The sequence below is a fragment of the Clostridium sp. UBA6640 genome, from assembly GCF_002455975.1.
In the GTDB taxonomy this organism is placed as follows: domain Bacteria; phylum Bacillota; class Clostridia; order Clostridiales; family Clostridiaceae; genus Clostridium_J.
In genome coordinates, this window is sequence record NZ_DKLM01000169.1 from 10,569 (window position 1) to 33,148 (window position 22,580).

At 26.8% G+C, this 22,580-nt stretch carries 6 protein-coding genes; 2 read left to right on the plus strand and 4 right to left on the minus strand.

The features are described 5' to 3' along the window. A partial coding sequence (locus B2W91_RS19965; protein WP_291584142.1) for an AMP-binding protein occupies window positions 1-1,309 on the minus strand: 1,309 nt, incomplete at its 3' end. A gap of 469 nt (window positions 1,310-1,778) precedes the next feature. Here B2W91_RS19965 and B2W91_RS19970 point away from each other — a divergent pair. Then, window positions 1,779-2,051: a hypothetical protein gene (locus B2W91_RS19970; RefSeq protein ID WP_291584144.1), complete on the plus strand. Its 273-nt coding sequence runs from the start codon at window positions 1,779-1,781 to the stop codon at window positions 2,049-2,051. A gap of 185 nt (window positions 2,052-2,236) precedes the next feature. Then, complete coding sequence (locus B2W91_RS21090; RefSeq protein ID WP_414633140.1) at window positions 2,237-2,344, plus strand: transposase; 108 nt, start codon at window positions 2,237-2,239, stop codon at window positions 2,342-2,344. Between the two features lie 561 nt (window positions 2,345-2,905). Here B2W91_RS21090 and B2W91_RS19975 read toward each other — a convergent pair. The 3 genes from B2W91_RS19975 to B2W91_RS19985 form a co-directional block, all read right to left on the minus strand. Next, a complete protein-coding gene (locus B2W91_RS19975) occupies window positions 2,906-3,490 on the minus strand; it encodes a GNAT family N-acetyltransferase (RefSeq protein WP_291584146.1) in 585 nt (194 codons plus the stop codon). A 221-nt stretch (window positions 3,491-3,711) separates the two neighbouring features. Continuing rightward, entirely contained in the window at window positions 3,712-17,721 is a 14,010-nt protein-coding gene (locus tag B2W91_RS19980) for an amino acid adenylation domain-containing protein (protein ID WP_291584148.1), read from the minus strand. A 16-nt stretch (window positions 17,722-17,737) separates the two neighbouring features. After that, window positions 17,738-22,561, minus strand: coding sequence for a condensation domain-containing protein (locus B2W91_RS19985; protein ID WP_291584150.1), 4,824 nt, complete (start codon window positions 22,559-22,561; stop codon window positions 17,738-17,740). Between the last annotated feature and the right edge of the window lie 19 nt (window positions 22,562-22,580).

Sequence of the window (22,580 nt, forward strand, 5' to 3'; positions counted from 1 at the left end):
GCATATCCATTAATAAGTTGACTGCATTTCTATGCTCTATCAATACACCTTTTGGATTTCCAGTAGTACCAGAAGTATAAATAACATAAGCTAAATTATTTGAACTATTTATTCTCTCTAGATTATTTGCATCCACTCCAAATAAATTTTGGTCAATTAAATCTATAAACTCTCCACTAAACTTTATATCCTGAACTAAAGAGTTTTTGCTTAATAGAATGTTAGTTTCACTATCCTTTAACATATATTCTATTCTATTACTAGGATAACTTGGATCTATTGGTAAATAAGCTCCCCCTGCTTTTAAAATCCCCATTATTCCTATTATCATTTCTATGGATCTATCAACCATTATTCCTACTATAGAGTCTGCTTTAACATCTTTAGTTCTTAAAATTCTTGCCAAGCTATTAGATTTTTCACTTAATTCTTTATAAGTTAATTTTTTATCTTCAAATATTACCGCAATATTGTTTGGTGCCTGTTCTACCTGGATTTCAAAGAGTTCCTGTATTGTTTTTTCTTTAGGATATTCCACTTTTGTATCATTAAAATCATATAAAATTTTATTTTTACTTTCATCTTCAACTAACTCTAAATCTCGTAAATTTATACCTATGTTACTTAGTACCTGATTTAAAATATTTAAATAAGCATTTCCAAATTCAGTAATAGTATATTCATTGAAATACTCTGATTTATAAGTAATATTAACTTCAATTTCATCATAATATTTCTTAATAAAACAACTTATTTTACTTCTAGCTTCATCTAATAAAAACTTTATGTTCTTATCATTATGCAGGTTGGTCATCATAAAACTAATACCATCCATATAATCTATGTTTTTTTCTCTCATTATATCGGATATGGAATATACTTGATGCTTATATGTTTCTATTAAGCTTTTTTTGGTTTCAATTAATAGATCTTTAAACAGCATAGAATCTTGGATATTACTTTTTATTAACAAAACATTATTTTCTTCCATATTTTCAACATGTTGAATCTTATACGGAGGGATAGCAATAATAAAATTACTTTCTGTATATCTGTATATAAGAATATTGAACACAGTAAGCAATACTGTATACAAAGATAAATCATCATCCTTACTTAAATTTCTTACTTTTCTATTTAAATCATTACATATTTTAAAGCTGTAACTTTTATACTTACAATTATCCTTATCAGAACAATTTTTATATAACTTTAAGCCTTCAATTTCTTGTAAAAAAAACTGAGTCCAATATTCCCGTGACTCACTCATAGCCTTTATAGAATTAATTAACATTCTTCTATTTTCCATAATAACAATCATTCCTTTCGGTATACTCAAAGCACAAAATTTCATGAAAATGTATGTTTTAATTCTACTGTGTCAATAATTAATACCAGCCATACAGCTATACTGCGGAGCACGGTAGGGTGAGTGTGATTGCACCTACTGTAATCCACATAATAATATGTGCCAAATACCTTATTAAGTACAAATAATTGTACCATCGAGCACGTAAGTTAATCTTTATTTGAACAAAGACCGTTTAAAAGCTTAGGTATTTAGTCAATGTCTGTATGTTCAATTTTTTTATTTTAAGGTGATTAAGTGTTAAAAATTGTTTATTTAACATGCTGCGGGATTAATGTCTATAAAAAGTTTGTAGTTGCTACTATAGCAACAATCGGAATCAATAATATTACAACATACAAAGCTAAGCAATTTAACACTTATACCAATGAGCTTATCAGCCTTAATGACTTGCTAGCCATTACTAATTGTGTTGAAATTTGCATGGAGATTACTAGAAAGTATTGTATTCCAGTTTGCAATATCCTTGAATCTACTTGCAAGATTACTTTATCAAATCAAAAATTCACCAACAGCTTCCAATTTAATGATAGCAAATGTAGTATCTGATACCTTTAGTAAATCAGTATCGACTATTATTAAATATGCAATGGAGCATCCTAATAGCCATGATATAGACTTTTTAGACTTTTCACGTCACAATATGAGTCACAAATTTGCTGAGATAACTGTTTCAATGTAATGAAATATATCAAGAGATCAATGCTAAAAATAAAAGTTTGCTTAAATAATTATGATATTAATACTTACACTAATCAACTTGACCAAGCTATTTATTTAATTCCTAAAGAATTTGTTCTAACCATTAAATTACTAGAAACTATTCCTGGTATAATTAATAAGTAAGAAATTGGTACTATTTCTGAAATTGGATTAGATATGTTGATCTTTCCGAATGCAAAGCATTTATGCTCCTGTGCTGGACTCACTCCTCAAAACAACGAAAGTGCTGGTAAGAAAAAAGCGTCCGTATAAGCCGTGTCGGAGTATATTTAAACCATTACTAATCCAATGTGCAAATGCTGCTATAAAAGATAAGTTATGTCCTTACTTAAAGTATCGTGGTCATATAAGAGCAATATTGCAATTGCAAGAATTCTTTTAACATGTGTATATACTATGCTTTCTAAAAATGAAGCTTTTAATGACTCACTTTATAAGGAATATTTTGATCTTGGTATTAAATCTTAAGATAATATTACTAAAGTAACCTCATCACCTTAGACTACTTTATTATAAATATTTCTATCAGATCCATCTCTCTTTCTACATTGAGACCATGGTCTTATTTGTGTGCCATAAATCAAGTTTTTTATTTTCAAGTTACCCTCCCAATTCTATCCTATTACAACTTAATCTTTTCAACTTTTTAATTTTATACTTGTTAAATATTCAAAGCTCCTTATGCTTTAACCAATTTAAGGTATTTAATTATAACAAATAAAAATGTACTACTAATTTCATCAATCTGATAAAATAGCAGTACATTTTCTATCTTTTTAATTTTAAAATTTTGGTATAAAGTATTAACTTTAACTATATATTCTTCTCAGAATCTATAATTTTTAAATAATCATCCTTAGTTAATCCAAAATATATTTCATCATAATATTTTCCATTTGTGTAAACATTTTGTCTTAAAATACCTTCTTGCTCACAGCCAAGCTTTTTATGCATTTTAATAGATCCTTCATTTCCTTCTAAAACACTTACTGAATACTTATTTAATCTCTTTTCCATAAATCCATATTTTAAAAGTATCTTCATAGCACTTGTTCCATATCCTTTACCTCTATAGTCCCTGTCAATTTTAATCCCAATCCCAAAAGTTCCATTCTTATGATCATCTAATAATATATTTATTCTACCAACATGCACTCCATCTAACGTGTCTATTGCAAAGACTATTCTACAATTATTAATAGACAAATTTGCGATTTTTTCACAGTATTTTTTTGAATATGACATCGTTGGTGGAAGATCAATCACATAATCTGCTAATCTAGTTGCTGAACTATCAAAGCTAGTATAATAATCCCACTCCCAATCATCTTCACTCCAGGCTCTTAACCTAACTAAATCATTTTGCCAATAATAATTGTTATATGATATTTCTTTCATAAAAACTCCCCCTATAATTTTTATTTTTATAAAAACATTTTAAAGCAATCTAAAACTCACTTCTCAATATAAATAAAGTAATTTAATTAACATCAATTTATTTTTAGTGAAAATTTCAAATTAAAGAATAAACTTCAAATGTCTTTCAACATATTTTGTATTTTTTTCATTTAAGTTAAATAAAAAACATCTCTAATTATCTTAGTAATTAATCTATCGGTTTAAAAATTAAATTCAATATCTAATGTTGAATCTTTAATAACTTTATTAATATCTCTATTAATTTTTAACAACTCGTTTTTATCAAATATAGAAATATCTTTAATCTCAACATCATACTTTATCTGACTTATTATATTTTCAAAGTGCTTTGCCATTAACTCTATTGTTTCTTTTTTATACAAACTTGTTCTATAATTAAAACCTAAGGCTATAGAATCTCCTTCATCTGAAGCTGACAATAATATATCGAATTTTGCATCATTACTACTCAAATTTAAAGGTTTGATCTTTAGCTCTTCAATTTCCATTTCAACAAAGCCTATATTCTGCATTGCAAACATAATATCTGTTAATACTTCCCTGCTTTGGCTCCTATCAACTCCTATTTTTTCAATAAGTTCATCATATTGATAATCTTGATTTTCAAAGGCTTTTATAGATTTTTCCTTTAATTGAAGTAAATAATTTTTATATGTGATTTCCTCATCTATCTTACTTCTTATAGCTAATGTATTAATGAAAACCCCTATAACATTTTCTAAATCTTTATTGTTTCTTCCAGCTATTGGAGTAGACACTATTATATCATTTTGGCCACTATATTTTGATAACAATATATTAAACGCGGATAAAATAACCATAAACATTGTACTTTCGTTATCTCTAGCTATACGTTTTAATTTTTTAGTATCTTCTTCATTGATATAAAAACCTACATAATCTCCTTTATCATCTTTAATATGATTTCTTACATAATCAGTTGGCAAATTCAATATAGGTATATCTCCACTAAATTCTTTCATCCAATACTCTTCTTGGTTTTTATAATATTCTGTAGCCTTAAATTTATTCTGCCATACAGCAAAATCTTTATATTGGATTTTTAGTGGTTCTAGCTGCTTTCCACTATATACTTGAACGAACTCTCTTGATATAATTTCAAAAGATATACCATCAGAAATTATATGATGCATGTCAATTAAAATGTAATATTTTACTTCTTCTATTTTTACAATCCCAACTCTAAAGTTTGGAGACCTATTTAAATTAAATGGTTTTATAAATTCATTCATTATATTTGTAAGATTTTTATTTTTCATATCAAAATATTGGATATTTACTTCAACATTTTCATTAATTTTTTGCACTATTTCTTTGTTTGTTATAAGGAACTCTGTTCTTAGAGCTTCATGTCTATTAACCAAATATTTCAATGTTTCTTTTAGTCTTTCAATATTTAGGTTTCCTTCTACTTCTAAAACAACTGGCATGTTATAAGTAGCAGACTTCAAATCAAGTTGTTGAGCTAAATACATTCTTTTTTGAGCTGAACTTGTCTCATAATATTCTTGTTTCTCAACTTTTTCAATATCTTTATACTCATTCCTTTTTGCTTTCAATACCAATTCTGAAAGTTCTCTTATTGTAGGTCTTTGGAATATGTCTTTTATTTCCAATTCCACATTAAGCTTGTTATGAATTTCATTAATAATAGTTGCTGCATTGAGTGAATGCCCCCCTAAATCAAAGAAATTATTATTTATACCTATCCTATCTATATATAATACTTTTTGCCACACATCAATCATAGCTTCTTCTAATTCATTTCTTGCTTCTTCATATTTAACTCCAATACTTCTTTCATCAATAGATAAAAGAAGTTGTTTTTTATCAACCTTTCCATTTGATGTTAACGGTAATTTATCCATCTTAATAAAATATGAAGGAATCATATATTCAGGTAGCTTCTCTTTTAGCAATGCTTTTATTTCATCCATGTTATGCTCTACTGTTCCAGTGATAAATGCACAAATATATTTTGAACCTTTTGATTCTTTTACCAATACAGCTACATCATCAATTCCTCCTATATTTAATAGAGTACTTTCCACTTCTCCCAATTCAATTCTGAAACCTCTTATCTTAATTTGATTATCAATTCTTCCTAGAAATTCAACATATTTTTCTTTGCAGAACCTTCCTCTATCTCCCGTTTTATAGATGTATCCAAATTCCTGATGATGTATAAACCTACTAGATGTTTTTCCAATATCATTAGCATATCCCTTTGCTACACCAACTCCACCAATACATATCTCACCTGGAACTCCAATTGGTGCTAAATTCAAATATTTATCCATTATATAAATTTTTTGATTTGCTAATGGCATTCCATAGGGTATCAATTTCCAAGTTTCATCTACATGTTTTATGGGATAATATATTGACCATATTGATCCTTCTGTTGCACCACCTAAACTTATAACTTCCGAATTTATAAAATGGCTCTTTATTCTTTCTGGCAATTTTAATGGAATACTATCCCCACTTAATAACACAAGTCTTAAACTTTCATTAACAAAAGTATAATTAACACTATTTATAAGAACTTCCATTAAAGCTGGTACTGTATTCCATATTGTAACCTTTTCCTTTTCTATCGCTTGTATTATTTCTTTTGTGTTCATCTTATCTTTAATTATTACTGTGCTTGCTCCACATATTAGTGCTCCAAAGAAATCATATACAGATAAATCAAAACAAAGTGATGAAAGTGCCAATATCTTATCTGTCTCCAACAAGTTAAACTTTGAATTAATGTCTATAATTGTATTAAGTGCAGATTGATGAGTAATTATTACTCCCTTTGGCTTTCCTGTACTTCCAGAAGTGTATATTATATACGCAATATCACTAGAAATAGCTCTACATTTTAAATTCTCTGTTGAATATGAATATAAATCATTATTATCTATGTTTATATATTTACAATCTAAAGATACTTTCCCAAAGTATTGTTCCTGTGTTAATAAAACATTACTATTACTATTATTAAGCATATACTTAATTCTATCCGCAGGGTATTCTGGATCTACTGATACATACGTTGCTCCACACTTTAATATAGCTAACATCCCAATAGCCATCTTCATAGACCTATCTAACATTATTCCCACTACATCTCCCGGATTAACTTCATTATCAATAAGTAATCTTGCTAATTGATTAGATCTATTGTTTAACTCCCTATAATTTATCTTATTTTCATCATATATTACAGCTATATTATCTGGAGTTTTCTCTACTTGTTCTTCAAATAACTCTTGTATAGTTTTATTGTTTTCGTAATTGATATCCGTATCATTATATTTAGCAATTTCTTCTTTTTCTTCTTTGCAAATAATTTCAATTTCTTTTAACTTAATATTTTTACTTCTAGTTATTTCTTTAAGTATATTATTAAAATGCACTATCATTCTTTCAATAGTATCTTTTTTAAATAATTGAGTACAATATTGGAATGTAAATAGAATTTCATCATTTTCTTCATATCCAAATATACTCAAATCAAATTTTGATACTTTATACTCATTATAATATTCACTAATACTTATACCATTTGCCTTTATGTTTTTATTGTCTATTTCTTCAAAATTAAACAATACATCAAACAATGGATTTCTACTTAAATCTCTATTTATATTTAAGTTTTTAACTAATTTTTCAAATTGATAATCTTGATTTTCATATGCCTCTAAAGCATTATCTTTTACTTTCTGTAAAAATTCCCCATATGATTGTTGATTATCAACATTATTCCTCATTACCAGGATATTAACAAATAATCCTATTACATTTTCAATCTCCATATGATTTCTTCCAGCTATAGGGGCTCCTATTACTATATCTTCTTGACCACTATATTTAGATATTAATATATTAGCAGCTGATAATAGTATCATATACATTGTACTTCCAGTTTCTTTGACCATATTATACAAATCTCTTGATATATCTTTATCTAATTTAAAAGTTAAACTATTCCCTTCAAAACTTTGAACTGTTTGCCTTACAAAATCTGTTGGTAAATTTGTCTCTGGTATATTATCAGCAAATTTATCTATCCAGTATTTTTCTTGTTTCTCCATCTCGAAAGATTTAAAGAAATCATTCTGCCATTTAGCGAAATCTTTATATTGTATTCTATTATTTTTTAGTTCCTTTCCATCATATAACTCTATAAATTCTCTTGTTAATATTTCCATTGATACACCATCAAAAATTATATGATGAATGTCACAGAACAAAATATGTCTTTCCTTTTCTATTTTTATTAAACTACATCTTAAAAGAGGTGCATTATTTAAATTAAATGGTTTCTTTAAAGACTCTATGACATTAACTATGTCTATATCCCTATCTACCTCTAAATAATCTAATTTAAATTTTATTTTATCACTTATTACCTGAACTATTTCTTCATTTACCTCTTTAAACGAGGTTCTAAATACTTCGTGTCTTTCTACCAAATGATTTAGAACTTGCTCTACTCTACTTATATTTAGCGATCCTTTTATCTCAATTGTCATTGGCATATTGTAAGCCATAGATGTTAAATCTAATTTCTGTATCAAGTATAATCTTTTTTGCGCTGAAGATGCCTCATAATAATCTTGTAAGCCAACTTTTTTTATCTCTATATATTTTTTCTTTTCACACTTTAAAATGTATTGTGCCAATTCTTTTACAGTTGCTAGCTTAAATATATCCCTTAAAGATACTTCTACATTAAAAACTTTATGAATTTTACTCATTAATATTGTTGCTTTTAATGATTGTCCTCCTAAGTCAAAGAAATTGTCATTTATACCTATTGTCTTAACATCCAACATTTCCATCCATATCTTTATCAATTTATCTTCTACTTCGTTTCTAGGTGCTTCATATCTTACTCTTAAATCTAATAAATTTGATATTTCTGGTAAATTTCTTCGATCTATTTTCCCATTTCTAGTCAATGGCATTTTTTCTAGTTTAACAAAATATGCAGGAATCATGTATTCAGGTAAATCTTTTCTAAGTTCTTCTTTTAACTGATCTAATGTTATATTCTCATTTAATACAACATAAGCACATAAATATTTATTTCTTTCACTATCTTCTCTTGTTACAACAACAGCTTCATTTATTTTTTCATGTTTTAATAATATATTTTCTATTTCTCCAAGTTCTATTCTAAAGCCTCTGATTTTTACCTGATAATCCTTCCTTCCTAAAATTTCAATGTTTCCATCTGGTAACCATTTTGCTAAATCTCCTGTTTTATAAAGCCTTCTTACTCCTTTATCTATAAACGGATCTTCCATAAATACTTCTGTTGTCTTATTATAATTATTTATATAGCCTCTGCCTACTCCTATCCCTGAAACACATAGCTCACCTGGTATACCAACTGGAAGAATATTGAATTGCTCATCGACTATATAAATTTTTAAATTTGCTATAGGTTTTCCAATTGTAACAATGTCATTTTCACAAGGTTTATCCATTATATAATGTGTTATATCATCTGATGCTTCCGTTGGACCATATGCATTAACCATTTTTACATGTTTATATTTATTAAACCATCTATTAACTAGATTCTTCTTTAATACTTCTCCCGTTACAAGTAAGTGTTTTAAATCTGCCAGTTTATTATTTTCTGTTAAATGATAAAGCATTGTTTCTAAATATGATGGTACTACTTCTAACACTGATACTTTATCTTTTTCAATATGTTCTATAAATTCTTCAGCATTTAAAACTTCATATTTAGTATAGATAACTATTTTCCCCCCAACAACTAGCGATGCCAAAAACTGCCAAACAGATATATCAAAACAATGTGAGGAGTTCTGTGAAACTATACTTTTATCATTTAATTCAACATCTTTTATCTTAGCTAAAATATGGTTAAGCATCCCTAAATGCTCTATCATTGCTCCCTTAGGATTTCCAGTACTTCCTGAAGTATAAATTACATAAGCTAGATCATCCTTATTACTTATCCACTCTAAGTTGTAACTTTCTTTTATATATATTTCTTCATCTTCTATGTCTATAATAGTATTAACAATATCCATTATATTTTTATTTACTTCACTACTCTTTACTAATAATACTTTAGCAGCACTATCATCTAACATATATTTAACTCTTTCTAATGGATATTCTGTATCTACTGGCAGGTATGCTCCCCCTGCTTTCAATACTCCAATAATTGCTATTACCATTTCTATCGATCTATCCATCATTATTCCAACTATGGAATTTCGTCCAACACTTTCATCTCTTAATTTTCTTGCTAATTGATTTGCTCTTTTATTTAATTCTCCATATGTTATAGTAATACCTTTACACATTATAGCTACATTATCCGGAGTTTTTTCTACTTGTTCTTCAAATAACTGGTGAACTACCTTATTTTCATTAAATTCCATACCAGTATTATTAAATTGAGTAATTATAGTATTCTTTTCCTCTTCACTAAGTATATCTATTTCCTTTAATTTAATTTCTTCATTTTTGATTATTTGCTTTAATATATTACTAAAGTGTATTGTCATTCTTTCAATACTTTCTTTTCTAAATAATTTAGTACAATATTCAAACTCAAACTCTAAAGCATCATCCATTTCAAAAGCAGATATACTTAAATCAAATTTAGATATTTTATTATTATTATCATATTCACTAATGGCCATATCATTAAGTACTATAGACTCACTGCTCTTGCTTTCAAACGAGAACATAACATCAAATAAAGGATTTCTACTTATATCTCTAGATAAATTCAACTTATCTATAAGCATGTCAAATTGAAAGTCCTGATTTTCATATGCTTCTAATGCATTATTTCTTACTTCTGATAAAAAGCTCTCGAAAGTCTTATTTCCACAAGGATAATTTCTCATAGCTAATGTATTAACAAAAACTCCTAAAACATTCTCAAGATCTTCATGCTTTCTTCCAGCTATTGGACTCCCAATAACTATATCTTCTTGACTACTATACTTGTATAAAAATATATTTACTGCTGCTAATAACACCATATACATTGTACTCTCTGTTTTATTCGCTATATTTCGCAACTCTTTTGCTATATTTTTATCTAATCTAAAACAAATACTATCTCCATCAAAGCTTTGTATCGCTGGTCTAGTAAAATCTGTAGGCATATTTAGTATAGGTATTTCGTCTGAAAATCTTTCAACCCAATACGTTTCTTTTTTCTTAAATTCCTCAGCTTTTAATAAATCATTTTGCCATTTAGCAAAATCCTTATATTGTATTCTTAAATTTTCTAAAACTTCTCCTTTATATAATGCTATAAATTCGTTTATCAATATTTCCCTTGACATACCATCTGATATTATGTGATGCATATCAAATATTAATATATGTGTTAACTCTTTTACTTTTATTAATCCAACTCTTAAAAGATTGTCTTTGTTTAAATCAAATGGTCTTATAAACTTATTTATACAATCATCTAAATTTTTCTTATTATCTAAATACTCTATATTAAATTTAGGATTTTTTTGTACCACTTGTACTATTTCTTCATCTTTAACAATAAATTTTGTTCTCAATGTTTCATGTCTTTCTATTAAAGTTTTAAATATATTTTCTAGTTTTAATACATCTAAATTACCTTTTATCTCTAAAATACCTGGCATATTATAGCTAATAGACTCTAAATTAATTTGTTGTAATAAATACATTCTCTTTTGAGCTGATGATACTTCATAATAATCTTTTTCTTCTATTTTATCTATTTTAAAATATTGATTTTCTTCTGCATTTTTAATAAAATTGCTTAATCCCTTTATTGTTGGATATTTAAATAACTCTTTTAATGATACTTCTCTATTTAATTTCTTATGAATTTTAGATATAAGCACCATCGCCTTTAATGAATGTCCTCCTAATTGAAAGAAGTTGTCGTTTATCCCAACTTTATCCATGCCTAATATCTGACTCCATAGTTTCGCTAAAATTTCTTCTATTTCATTTCTTGGAGCTTCATATTCACTTAAATCTACATCTAAAGTTGGATCTGGAAGAGCTCTTCCATCTAATTTTCCATTATAAGTTAATGGCATTTTATCTAGCTTAATAAAATAAGATGGAATCATGTAGTCTGGTAAACTTTCTTTTAAATGACTTCTTAGATTTAATTCATTAATTTCTTTTTCGCTAACCACATATGCGCATATATATTTTTCATTATTTTTATATTCTTTTATTGCAACTGTGGCTTCTTTTACTTCTTCATGTTGCAATATCTTATTTTCAATCTCACCAAGTTCTATTCTAAAACCTCTCACTTTAACTTGGTCGTCTATCCTTCCTAAGAACTCTATATTTCCATCTGGCAACCATCTTGCTAAGTCCCCTGTTTTATACATATTTGTTCCATGATTAAATGGATTATCTATAAATTTTTCAGCTGTTAATTCTGGCCTATTTAGATATCCTACTGATAACCCTTCTCCACTTATATATAACTCACCTTCTGTTCCAATACCACAAACCTTATTATATTTATCTAAAATATATGCATTTACATTATTAAGTGGTTTACCTATTATTCTTTTAAATTCATTTAATTTACTTAAATTAATTTGTGTAGTTATACATCCTATAGTAGTTTCTGTTGGACCATAATGATTCATTATAATTGCATTATTCCCATTGTTTGACTCTGTGAAAACTTTAATATCTTCTATATTTATTTCCTCTCCACCTAGTATTATTAATCGTAATTTATTATTAGATATAGGTTTATCATACTGATAATTAGCAATAATACTAAATAAAGAAGGTGTCATTTTAATATAAGTAATATTTTCTTTAAGAAGTTCAACTAACTTTTGTGGATTCTTATATTTATCCTCTGAAATAATATTTAGTTTTATTCCTGTAATCAAAGCTGTGAATACTGTGGTATATCCTAAATCAAAGGCATATGAAGATAACAATGCAGTCTCATCACTTGACGTTAAAACTGCTTTATCTATAATTGATTTTGTATAATTTACTACACTATTATGCTTTATCATAACCCCCTTAGATCTACCTGTTGTTCCTGATGTGTATATAACGTATGCTAAATCATTTGAGTTATTTATTTTCTCTAAGGTACTTTCATCATTGCTAAATAAGCTTTCATTGAATATATCTATGATTTCACCCTCAAATACTAACCCACCTATTAACTTTTTATCACTCAATAAAATCTTACTTTCGCTATCTTCTAACATATATTCTATTCTTTCTTTTGGATAGCTTGAATCTATTGGTAAATAAGCTCCTCCTGATTTTAATATTCCAATTAGCCCCACTATCATTTCTAATGATCTTTCCATCATTATTGCTACTATTGAGTTGGCCTTAACACCTTTTTTTCTTAATACTCTTGCAAGACTATTAGATTTTTCATTTAGCTCCTTATAAGTTAACTTTTTATCTTCAAATACTACTGCAATATTATTTGGTGTTTTCTCTACTTGTGCTTCGAATAGTTCGTATAGTGTTTTATCTCTTGGATAATCTATTTCTGTATCATTAAATTTAAAAATAACTTTTTCTCGTTCTTCCTTAGTGAGAATATTCTCTTTATTTATTGTACCTTTAATATTTGTTATGAATTCATTAATTATATTAATAAAATAACTCATCAAATTGTTGCTTTCTTCTTGGGTAAATATTTTATTACTAGAACGTAAATTCAAATATATCTTATTATTAATTATAGAAGCTGTAAAATCTAAAGGTGTATTTGTTTTTCCAAAAACAGATTTCATATTATTTTTCTTAATATCAACTTTATATTTGAAATCATTATTATTATAAATATAAAAATCAATAAAATTGAAAAATGTATCAAATATTTTATTTCCATCATGTGTATTTTCACCTATTACCTTTGCAATTTCAGCTAAAGGTAAACGGCCGTTTATAGTAAGATCTATCATTTTCTTATTTACATGATTCAATAAATCCTCCCATGTCATTTCCTTTTCAAACTTTATTCTTACAGGGATAGTATTCAAAAAACATCCTAAGAGCTTATCACCATCTTCACAAATTGGTCTATTGTTTCCTACTAATCCTACTACTATATCATTTTTGTAAGTAAGCATATTTATCATATATGAGTATGCCGCAAAACAAACACTTTTAATATTAGTGTTATATTTTGTAGCTATTTCTTTAATATTAATGAATACTTCTTCATTTAGGTATGCTTCTACTTCATAAGTATCATACTCATCAATGTTATCCTTATATATCAATGGTAGTTTTTCATATTCATCCAGTTCCTTTTTCCAATATCTCTTTATTTTAGGGTTATTTTTTATAGCTTTTTGTTCTATAATACTTTCCTTATAACTGCATCTTAATTTATTAAAAGCAACCTCTTCTTTATTTTTTAATTGTTTATATATACTTGCTGTTTCTGCCATCAACGAAGCAACACTAAAACCATCTAAAATTGAATGATGCACAAAGAACCCAATCAATACCTTCTCATTACTGAAGTTAAATACCTTCATTCTCCAAATAGGCGCTTTACTAATATCAAACCTAATTTTTCTATCATTTTTCATATATTCATCAACAAAGTTTCTTTTATCTTTATTGTGGCTCTTAATATATATCATTTCCATATTTAAATTTATGCTACTATGAACTATACGCAATGGTTCTGAGAAATCTCCTATATTAAAACTAGTTCTTAAATTTGAATGTTTTAGTACAATATTCTCCATTGCCTTCTTTAAAAGTTCATAATTAAAATTCTCTTCTTCAATTTCATATATAAATTGATCATGATAAATTTCTTCCTCGGCACTTTTAAACATGTAATATATCATTCCCAGTTCTATGTCACTCATTGGATAAAATTCTTCAAAATCCTTAGGTAATTTTGATTTTTCAACTTCATCATTAAGTATTTCATTTTGTAATTTTTCTATTTCAAGTCTAGCTTCTTCTATATATTTATCATTTAAGCTCATGACTTTATTTTTTTCCATATATTCAACTAATTTTTTTATCGTTAAATTTTTATATATGGAATTTATTTTGATATTAACATTTAATTCTTTATTTATTAAACTTACTAATCTTATAGATTTTATAGAATCTCCGCCTAAAGAAAAAAAGTTATCATTAATACCTATTTTATCTTTTAAAAGCACTTGCTCCCATATTCTTATCAAGTTTCTCTCCATATCATTGGTTGCTACTTTATATTCAGTGCCTATATTTATATCAGTAGTCAGGTTTAATAGTGCTTTTCTATCAACCTTATTATTTTCAGTTAATGGTATATTACTAACCTTTACAAATGATGATGGTATCATATAATATGGTAACTTAGTTTCTAAATATTTTCTAAATTCTTCAATTGTAAAATCATTTTTCCCCTCATAATACGCACAAAGATACCTCTCATTATTTTCTTCTTTATCAAGTACTACAACTTTTTTTAATCCTTCTAACTTAAGTAAAACACTTTCTATTTCTTCAAGTTCTATTCTAAATCCACGTATTTTTACTTGATGATCTATTCTTCCTAAAAATTCAATATTACCGTCCGGCAACCATCTTGCCAAATCCCCAGTTTTATATATTTTTTTATTTAAGTCATAAGGGTTATCTATAAATTTTTCTTTGGTTAATTTTAAATTATTAATGTATCCAGTTGATACACCTACTCCACCTATATATAATTCACCACTAACTCCAATTGGAACAAGTTTAAGATTCTTATCTAATATATATAATTGTGTATTATCAATTGGCTTTCCTATTGGTATTGCTTCGTCATATTCTTGTGATTTACACTCATAATAGGTAACATCTACAGTGGCTTCAGTAGGTCCATATAAATTTACAAGTCTCGTATAATTATTTTGTCTTATTGTCTTATTAAATACGTTGCAATATTCCTTTTTTAGTGCTTCTCCACTAGAGACCACAAATCTTATGGTCGCTATATCTTCATATTTATTTTCATTTAAAACATATTCATTAAATATGCTAAGCATGGATGGAACAAAATGAATTATGGTAACTTCTCCATCTTTTATATTTTCTACTATTTTAGACGGATCTTTTTCTCCACCTTTAGTTAATAACTTTAATTTTGCACCAGCTAATGTCCATAAAAATAGCTCCCATACTGATACATCAAATGTATATGTTGTTTTTTGTAATATTGTATCTTTTTCATTTATCTCATATTTTTTCTTCATCCAATTCAATCTATTAACAGCACTTCCATGTTTTATCATAACACCTTTGGGATTCGCTGTTGTACCCGAAGTATATATTATATATGCTAAATCCTCAGAACAACTTATCTCACCTAGATTATTAATATCATTTAAGTAAATACTATCATCATTGATATTTATGATTTCGGATTCATATGATATTTTACTTACAACTTTATCTTCAACTAATACTATGGCCGGTTTACTATCTTCAAGTATATATTCTATTCTTTCTTCTGGGTAACTTGAATCTATAGGTAAATATGCTGCTCCTGACTTCAGTATTGCAAATATCCCCACTATCATTTCTACTGATCTCTCTACACTTATTGCAACTATATTATTAGCTTTTATACCCTTATCTTTTAATACATGAGCTAAGGAGTTTGCTCTACTATTTAAGTCTTTATATGTTATTTCTTCATTTTCATACATTATAGCTATATTGTTTGGAGTTTTTTCCACCTGCTCTTCAAAAAGTTTATGCAAAGTCTTATTTCTAGGATAATCTGCTCCAGTATCATTAAATTCATATAATAGCTTATGTTTTTCTTCATCTGAGACTATATCTATTTCTTTTAGTTTCGCATTTGGATTTTCTATAAGTTTAGTTGCAATGAAACTAAAAGTTTTTGATATGTTTTCTATAAATTCTTTATCATAAACTTCTGAATTAAATGTAAACATTAACTTATAATTTTCTGTTGGATATATAAGAAAATTAAGATCATAATTTGTTTGTTCATATCCCTTTTCTAACTCTACCTCAATAGTACTACTAACTTTATCATTTATTTTTTTTATTTCATCTTGCACAACAAAGTTTTCAAATACAACAATGTGATTAATTAGTTTGTTTTTCTGACTCGTTTGTTTCTGTATATCAATTAATGCCATATGTTCATACTCTTTTGAACATATGGCATCTTGATTAACCTTTCTTAATAAGATTTCTAATGTATCTTCCTTTTCACTTTTTATTCTCATTGGTATTGTATTTATAAATAATCCTACCATTCTTTCAATACCATCTATCTCACTTGGTCTCCCTGATACAACAGTTCCATAAACTACATCATTAACATTGCTATATTTTTGTAAAAATATTCCCCATAAAACTTGAAAAACTATATTAGTAGAAACCTTATTTGTTTTTGCTAGCTTATTTAATTTTTCAATAATATCTGAGCTTAAATTAAACTCATATTCTTCATATTTATAAGATTCAGTTAATATTTTTTTCTTGTTATTAGTAAATATCTCTTGTTGTTCATACCCTTTCAGATAATTTCTCCAGTATTCTAATCCTTGCTGCTTATATCTCTCTTTATTTCTTAACCATTCTATATAATTCTTATATTCTACTATCGGTTCTAATTCAATCTTTTCATGATTTACTAACAAGTTATATATATGAAGTAAATCCTTATATATAATACTTAAACTCCATCCATCTATAATAATATGATGATATGTCCATACCATCCTATACTCATTTTCATCAACTTTATAAACATCTACCTTTATTGGTATATCTTTTATCAAATCAAACCCTTTTTTTCTATTTTTTTTAGCTTCCTTTTCTATATAGTCATATTTATTTTCTAACTTAGATATCTCTTTGAATCCCATCTTGAAATTTCTTTCATTCAAAATAATTTGAAGAGGCTTTTCTCCATCTTGGAACTTAAAAATTGTTCTAAATACATCATGATATTCTACTAAATAATTAAAACTTTCTTGTAATAATTCTATATCTATATTTCCCTTAGCTTTAAATACCTCTTGATAACAATATGAATTTTCATCATTATCCTTTCCCAATAGCCAGTAAAAAAACATACCTTGTTGAGTAGGTGTCATTTTAAGTATATCTTTTATTTTATTTTTTGCCATATCTATTCTCCTTTATTTAAATTTCAATATTACCTATATAATCTTCTAATTCTTCAATGTCTTCAATCGTTAAATCATCATAGTCAAAATCTGATGGACTCTGCTCACTATTTTCCCTATTTATACAATGTTCTATAATATAAATTAGATTATTTTTAAAGATTTCAGATAGATCTTTAATTGACTTATTACTATATTTAGTTTTATCAAACTCAAAAAACACCTGTAATTTATTATTTATTATATCTGCATAAATGTTAATATGTTGACTTTTACTTAAGTTTTGTATTTTTAATTCTTTAATACTCATACCTTTTGTTGTTAAATCCAGCTTTTCTTTACTGTTGTAATTCTCTAGTTTACACAAATAGGTAAATTCTATTTCTGGATTCATTTTCAGCTTACTTTCTTTCTTTATTTCATGCTCATCTGAATATCTTAAAAGTCCATAACCTATACCATTATTAGGTGTTTTATTTAAAGTATCCTTAATTGATTTAATAGTATATGAAATATCTTCACTTTTAGTCATGTTTAATAAAACAGGGTATTGAACTGTAAAACATCCTACTGTACGATCGATAGCTCCATACTTTTCCATAAACTTTCTTGCATCATCCTTTATACCAACAACAATGTTTTCAATACCTGCCCATTTTTTAACTGATAATCCTAGTGCAGCTATCAGTATATCTTTTACTTCTGTATTATGTGCCCAATTCACATTACTTAGTAGTTCTTGAGTCTGTTCAGTGCCTAATGCCAGTTTTACTTCTTCAAGTTCTTCCACAAAACTCTCATTACAATAATTACTTATATCTAATTTTTCACCTTGCTCTATCACATTTTGCCAATAACTTAATTCCTCTTTAATATCATAACTATTAAAGTAACTATTATATTTGTCTGAAAAATATTTAAATGAATGGGTTTTTTCCTTTAGTCTTATTTCTTTATTTGTTTCAATCTGATTATAAATATAATAAAAATCTTCTAACAGTATATTCCAAGAATTTTCATCTATAATTAACTCATCAATAATTATAGCAAGATAATCTCCATTTCTTGTATTAAATAAGGCTAATTTAAATAGCGTATCTGTAGTCAATGGCCTAATTCTTATGATATTGTTTAATTCTTTCTGTAAATATTCATCTATATTCTTATTTTCTTCTACTGTAAATATAGATAAATCGAAAAATATAGATAAATCGAATAAGGTTTCATTTATACCTCTATTTATCTGAACAACATCTTTTCCAACTGTATTAAATGCCATGCGTAATGCATCATGGTGCTCTACTATTTTTACAAATGCTTGTTTTATTTTTTCGTATTCAAATCTATTCTCATTAAATATCATTCTAACTTGACATAATGAGTATTGTTGATCTTCTCTCATTTCAAAAAAATATTTTTGAATCGGGGTTAATCCAATTTCACCAGTTACTTCCTCTTGTTCTATACTATCTTCTATTTCTTTTATAATGAGCGCTAATTCCTGTACCGTTGGTTTTTCAAAAATATCCTTTATCTCAAGTAGAAATTTATTCTTTTGAAGCTTAGAAGATACTTGCATTGCCGTTATAGAATCTCCCCCTATTTCAAAAAAATTGTCATGTATACCCATTCCTTTAATCCCCAAAACTTCTTCAAATACATTTACTAACATTTTTTCAATATCATTCATTTCTGCCTCATATTTAGGTTTAACTATGTGGTCATCTGTACATATTGGAAGTGATTTTCTATCTACTTTACCATTTGAAGTTAGTGGTATTTTCTCCATTTCCATAAAATATTTTGGTATCATATATTCTGGTAACTTGTCTTTAAGATAGTATCTTAAATCTGATATATATAACTTTTCATTAGATACAATATACGCACTTAAAAACTTATTTCCATTATTATCTTCTTTATCAATTACAACTACATCTTTTATGTTAGGATATTTAAGGATATTGATTTCTATTTCTCCTAATTCTATTCTAAAACCTCTAATCTTTACCTGATAATCCTTTCTACCTATAAATTCTATATTTCCATCTTCCATCCAACGCCCTAAGTCACCCGTCTTATATAATCTTCCATCCCCTCTAAAAACATCTTCTGAAAATACTTTTTTCGTTTTTAAGTCATCATTAAGATATCCTCTACCTACCCCAATACCTGATACACATATTTCTCCTTTAACTCCTATAGGGCATATATTCATGTTATGATCAACAATGTATATATTTAAATTAGATATTGGTTTTCCAATAGGTATTTTTTCAATATTTGGTGTATTTTCTATAATATAGTGAGTAATATCATCAGATGCCTCTGTTGGACCATAAGCATTTACTACTTTTATACTTGGATAAATCTCAAACCATTTTTTAACTAATGGTACTTTTAAAGTTTCACCAGTAACAACCAAGTATTGTAATTTGCTAAATTTATAGTTATTTAATTGCGCAACTTCTAATATAACTGATAAATAAGAAGGCACAACTTCCAATATAGTTACTTCTGAATTTATTAAATCTATTAAAAATTCCTCCGGTTTTAAAACAACCTTATTAGGATAAATAATAGTTTTACCACCCGCAACTAAAGCAACAAACATTTGCCATATAGAAATATCAAAACAATAGGAAGCATTTTGTGCTATAACACAATTCTTATCTATATTTAAATCATTAATTTTAGCATATAAATGATTCATCATACCAGCATGCTCAACCATAGCTCCTTTAGGTCTACCTGTAGATCCTGAAGTATATATAATATATGCAAGCTGATTTAAGTCTCTATGTTCCTCTTGCTTGTATACTTTCTCACAACTATATTTTTCTAATACAGATAAATCATGCTGATGCTTGTACTTTTTATACGCATTATGTCCAATTTTTTTTAATTTATTAATCTCCAATATTACATCATATCTGAATTCTGTTAATTCATTTTGTATGGTATGAATTTTATCGCTAAAAATAACGTCATTTATTTCAGCCATTTCTCCCTTTAAGTCTTCAAAAAAGAACTTCGCATAAAACATTTCCTCTTTCCATTCAGTTTTCGTAGTATAGTTTTTATCCTCATTCATTAATTTGAATTCTTTCAATTCTTCTATAAGCTGCTGCTTTAACTCCTGATCCATCACATCGCCTATAAATATATATCCATTACTCTTCATTGCATTGATACATTTTTTTATTACTTTTCTTAAATAATTGTGTCCGTTAAAATCTTGAATAACGCTATTTATGATAATAAGATCGAAGTCTTTTATTTCCAGATTATCTATGTCATGTGCTGGCATAGATTTTAACTTTATATTTTTATACCCTTCTGATTGTATTCTTTTCTTATTTTTCTCAATAATTACTCTAGATAGATCTGTTCCATAATACAATCCTACTGTAGGTGCTATTTTAAACATACTAATCCCTAATGCACATCCTATTTCAAGCACTTTAGTATTTTCATTTAAATATGGAGAAACTTTTTGAAAAATATTATCCGCATATTCATCCATCTCATTCTTAGAAAACGGTAACCCAGTATAACTACTAATCCAACCTCCTCCTGTAATCTCATCAATTGCATTGCTCCCTATGAAGCCCCAGAGTTTTTCATCCATTAATAAGCTATTTTCATATTCATCTTCATTAAGAATATTATTGCTATCTATACATAGATAACTTAAGAACTTATCACACTCTCCCTGTAATATATTTAAAAGCTTCACATATTTTTTTTCTGAAATTACTATCTTCATTTTGGCATCATTAATAATGCTTTTAATTCTTTCCTGTGGATACTCAGTGTCTATTGGAACATATGCTCCTCCTGCTTTCCAAATTCCAAGAATGGCTACAATAACATCTAAATTTCTTTCCATCATAATGCCTATTATTGCATTTTCATTTTCTTCTATTTTATCTCTCAAATAATTAGCAATTCTATTTGATTTATTATTTAATTCTCTATAGTTTATAGTTTTCTCTTTAAGCGCTATCGCAATCTTATCAGGTTGCTCTAAAGCATTCTTTTCAATTATTTCATAAATCATTTCTTCCTTAGGAAAATCCACCTTATTATCATTAAAATCATATATAATATGTTTTTCTTCCTTTTTAGTTAACATACTCATTGCTGATATATTCTTATTTATGTCTAATAGCATATTATTTAGAAGTTCTATATAATTGGCTCCGATTCTATTAACTGTATTACTACTATATAAATTTTTATTAAATTCTATTATTAACTCTATAGATTCTTCTTTCTTATCAAATAAAAAATTAAAGTTTGTTTTTACATACTCTATGTCATTTCTATTTTGTAAATTATTTAGTATAACCATAATATCAAATAAAGTAAACTCATTATCATATACTGGTATCTTTAATTGATATAATAAAGTATCTAATGAATATCTTGAATTTTCATTAGCTTCTATAATCACATTTCTTGTATTAAGTAATAACTCTTTAGACGTAAGACTACTATATACAGTATTTCTTATAGAAACTACATTAGTAGTTAACTCATCACTATCTTCTATATATATAGGTGTTCCAATTATTATATCTTCAGCTCCTGTATATTTATTAAGTTGCACAAAAACTACCGTTGTAAGTATAATATGTAGCGTATAGTCTGATCCCCCACTTATTTGATTTAGTCTTTGAAAACTCTCATAAGGTACCTTAAAATGAATTTTCTCCATTGAATATTCATCATTCTGAATATTTTTATAATCATATTCAAATGTTACTCTTGGCAATTGCCCTGATAATTTTTTTATCCAATATTCTCTTTTATTTATATTTGAATCATATTTCATAATATCCTCACTCACATCC

Coding starts and splice junctions, on each gene's coding strand:
- B2W91_RS19975 (WP_291584146.1), bottom strand. CDS start 3,490: ATGAAAGAAATATCATATAACAATTATTATTGGCAAAATGATTTAGTT.
- B2W91_RS19980 (WP_291584148.1), bottom strand. CDS start 17,721: ATGGCAAAAAATAAAATAAAAGATATACTTAAAATGACACCTACTCAA.
- B2W91_RS19985 (WP_291584150.1), bottom strand. CDS start 22,561: ATGAAATATGATTCAAATATAAATAAAAGAGAATATTGGATAAAAAAA.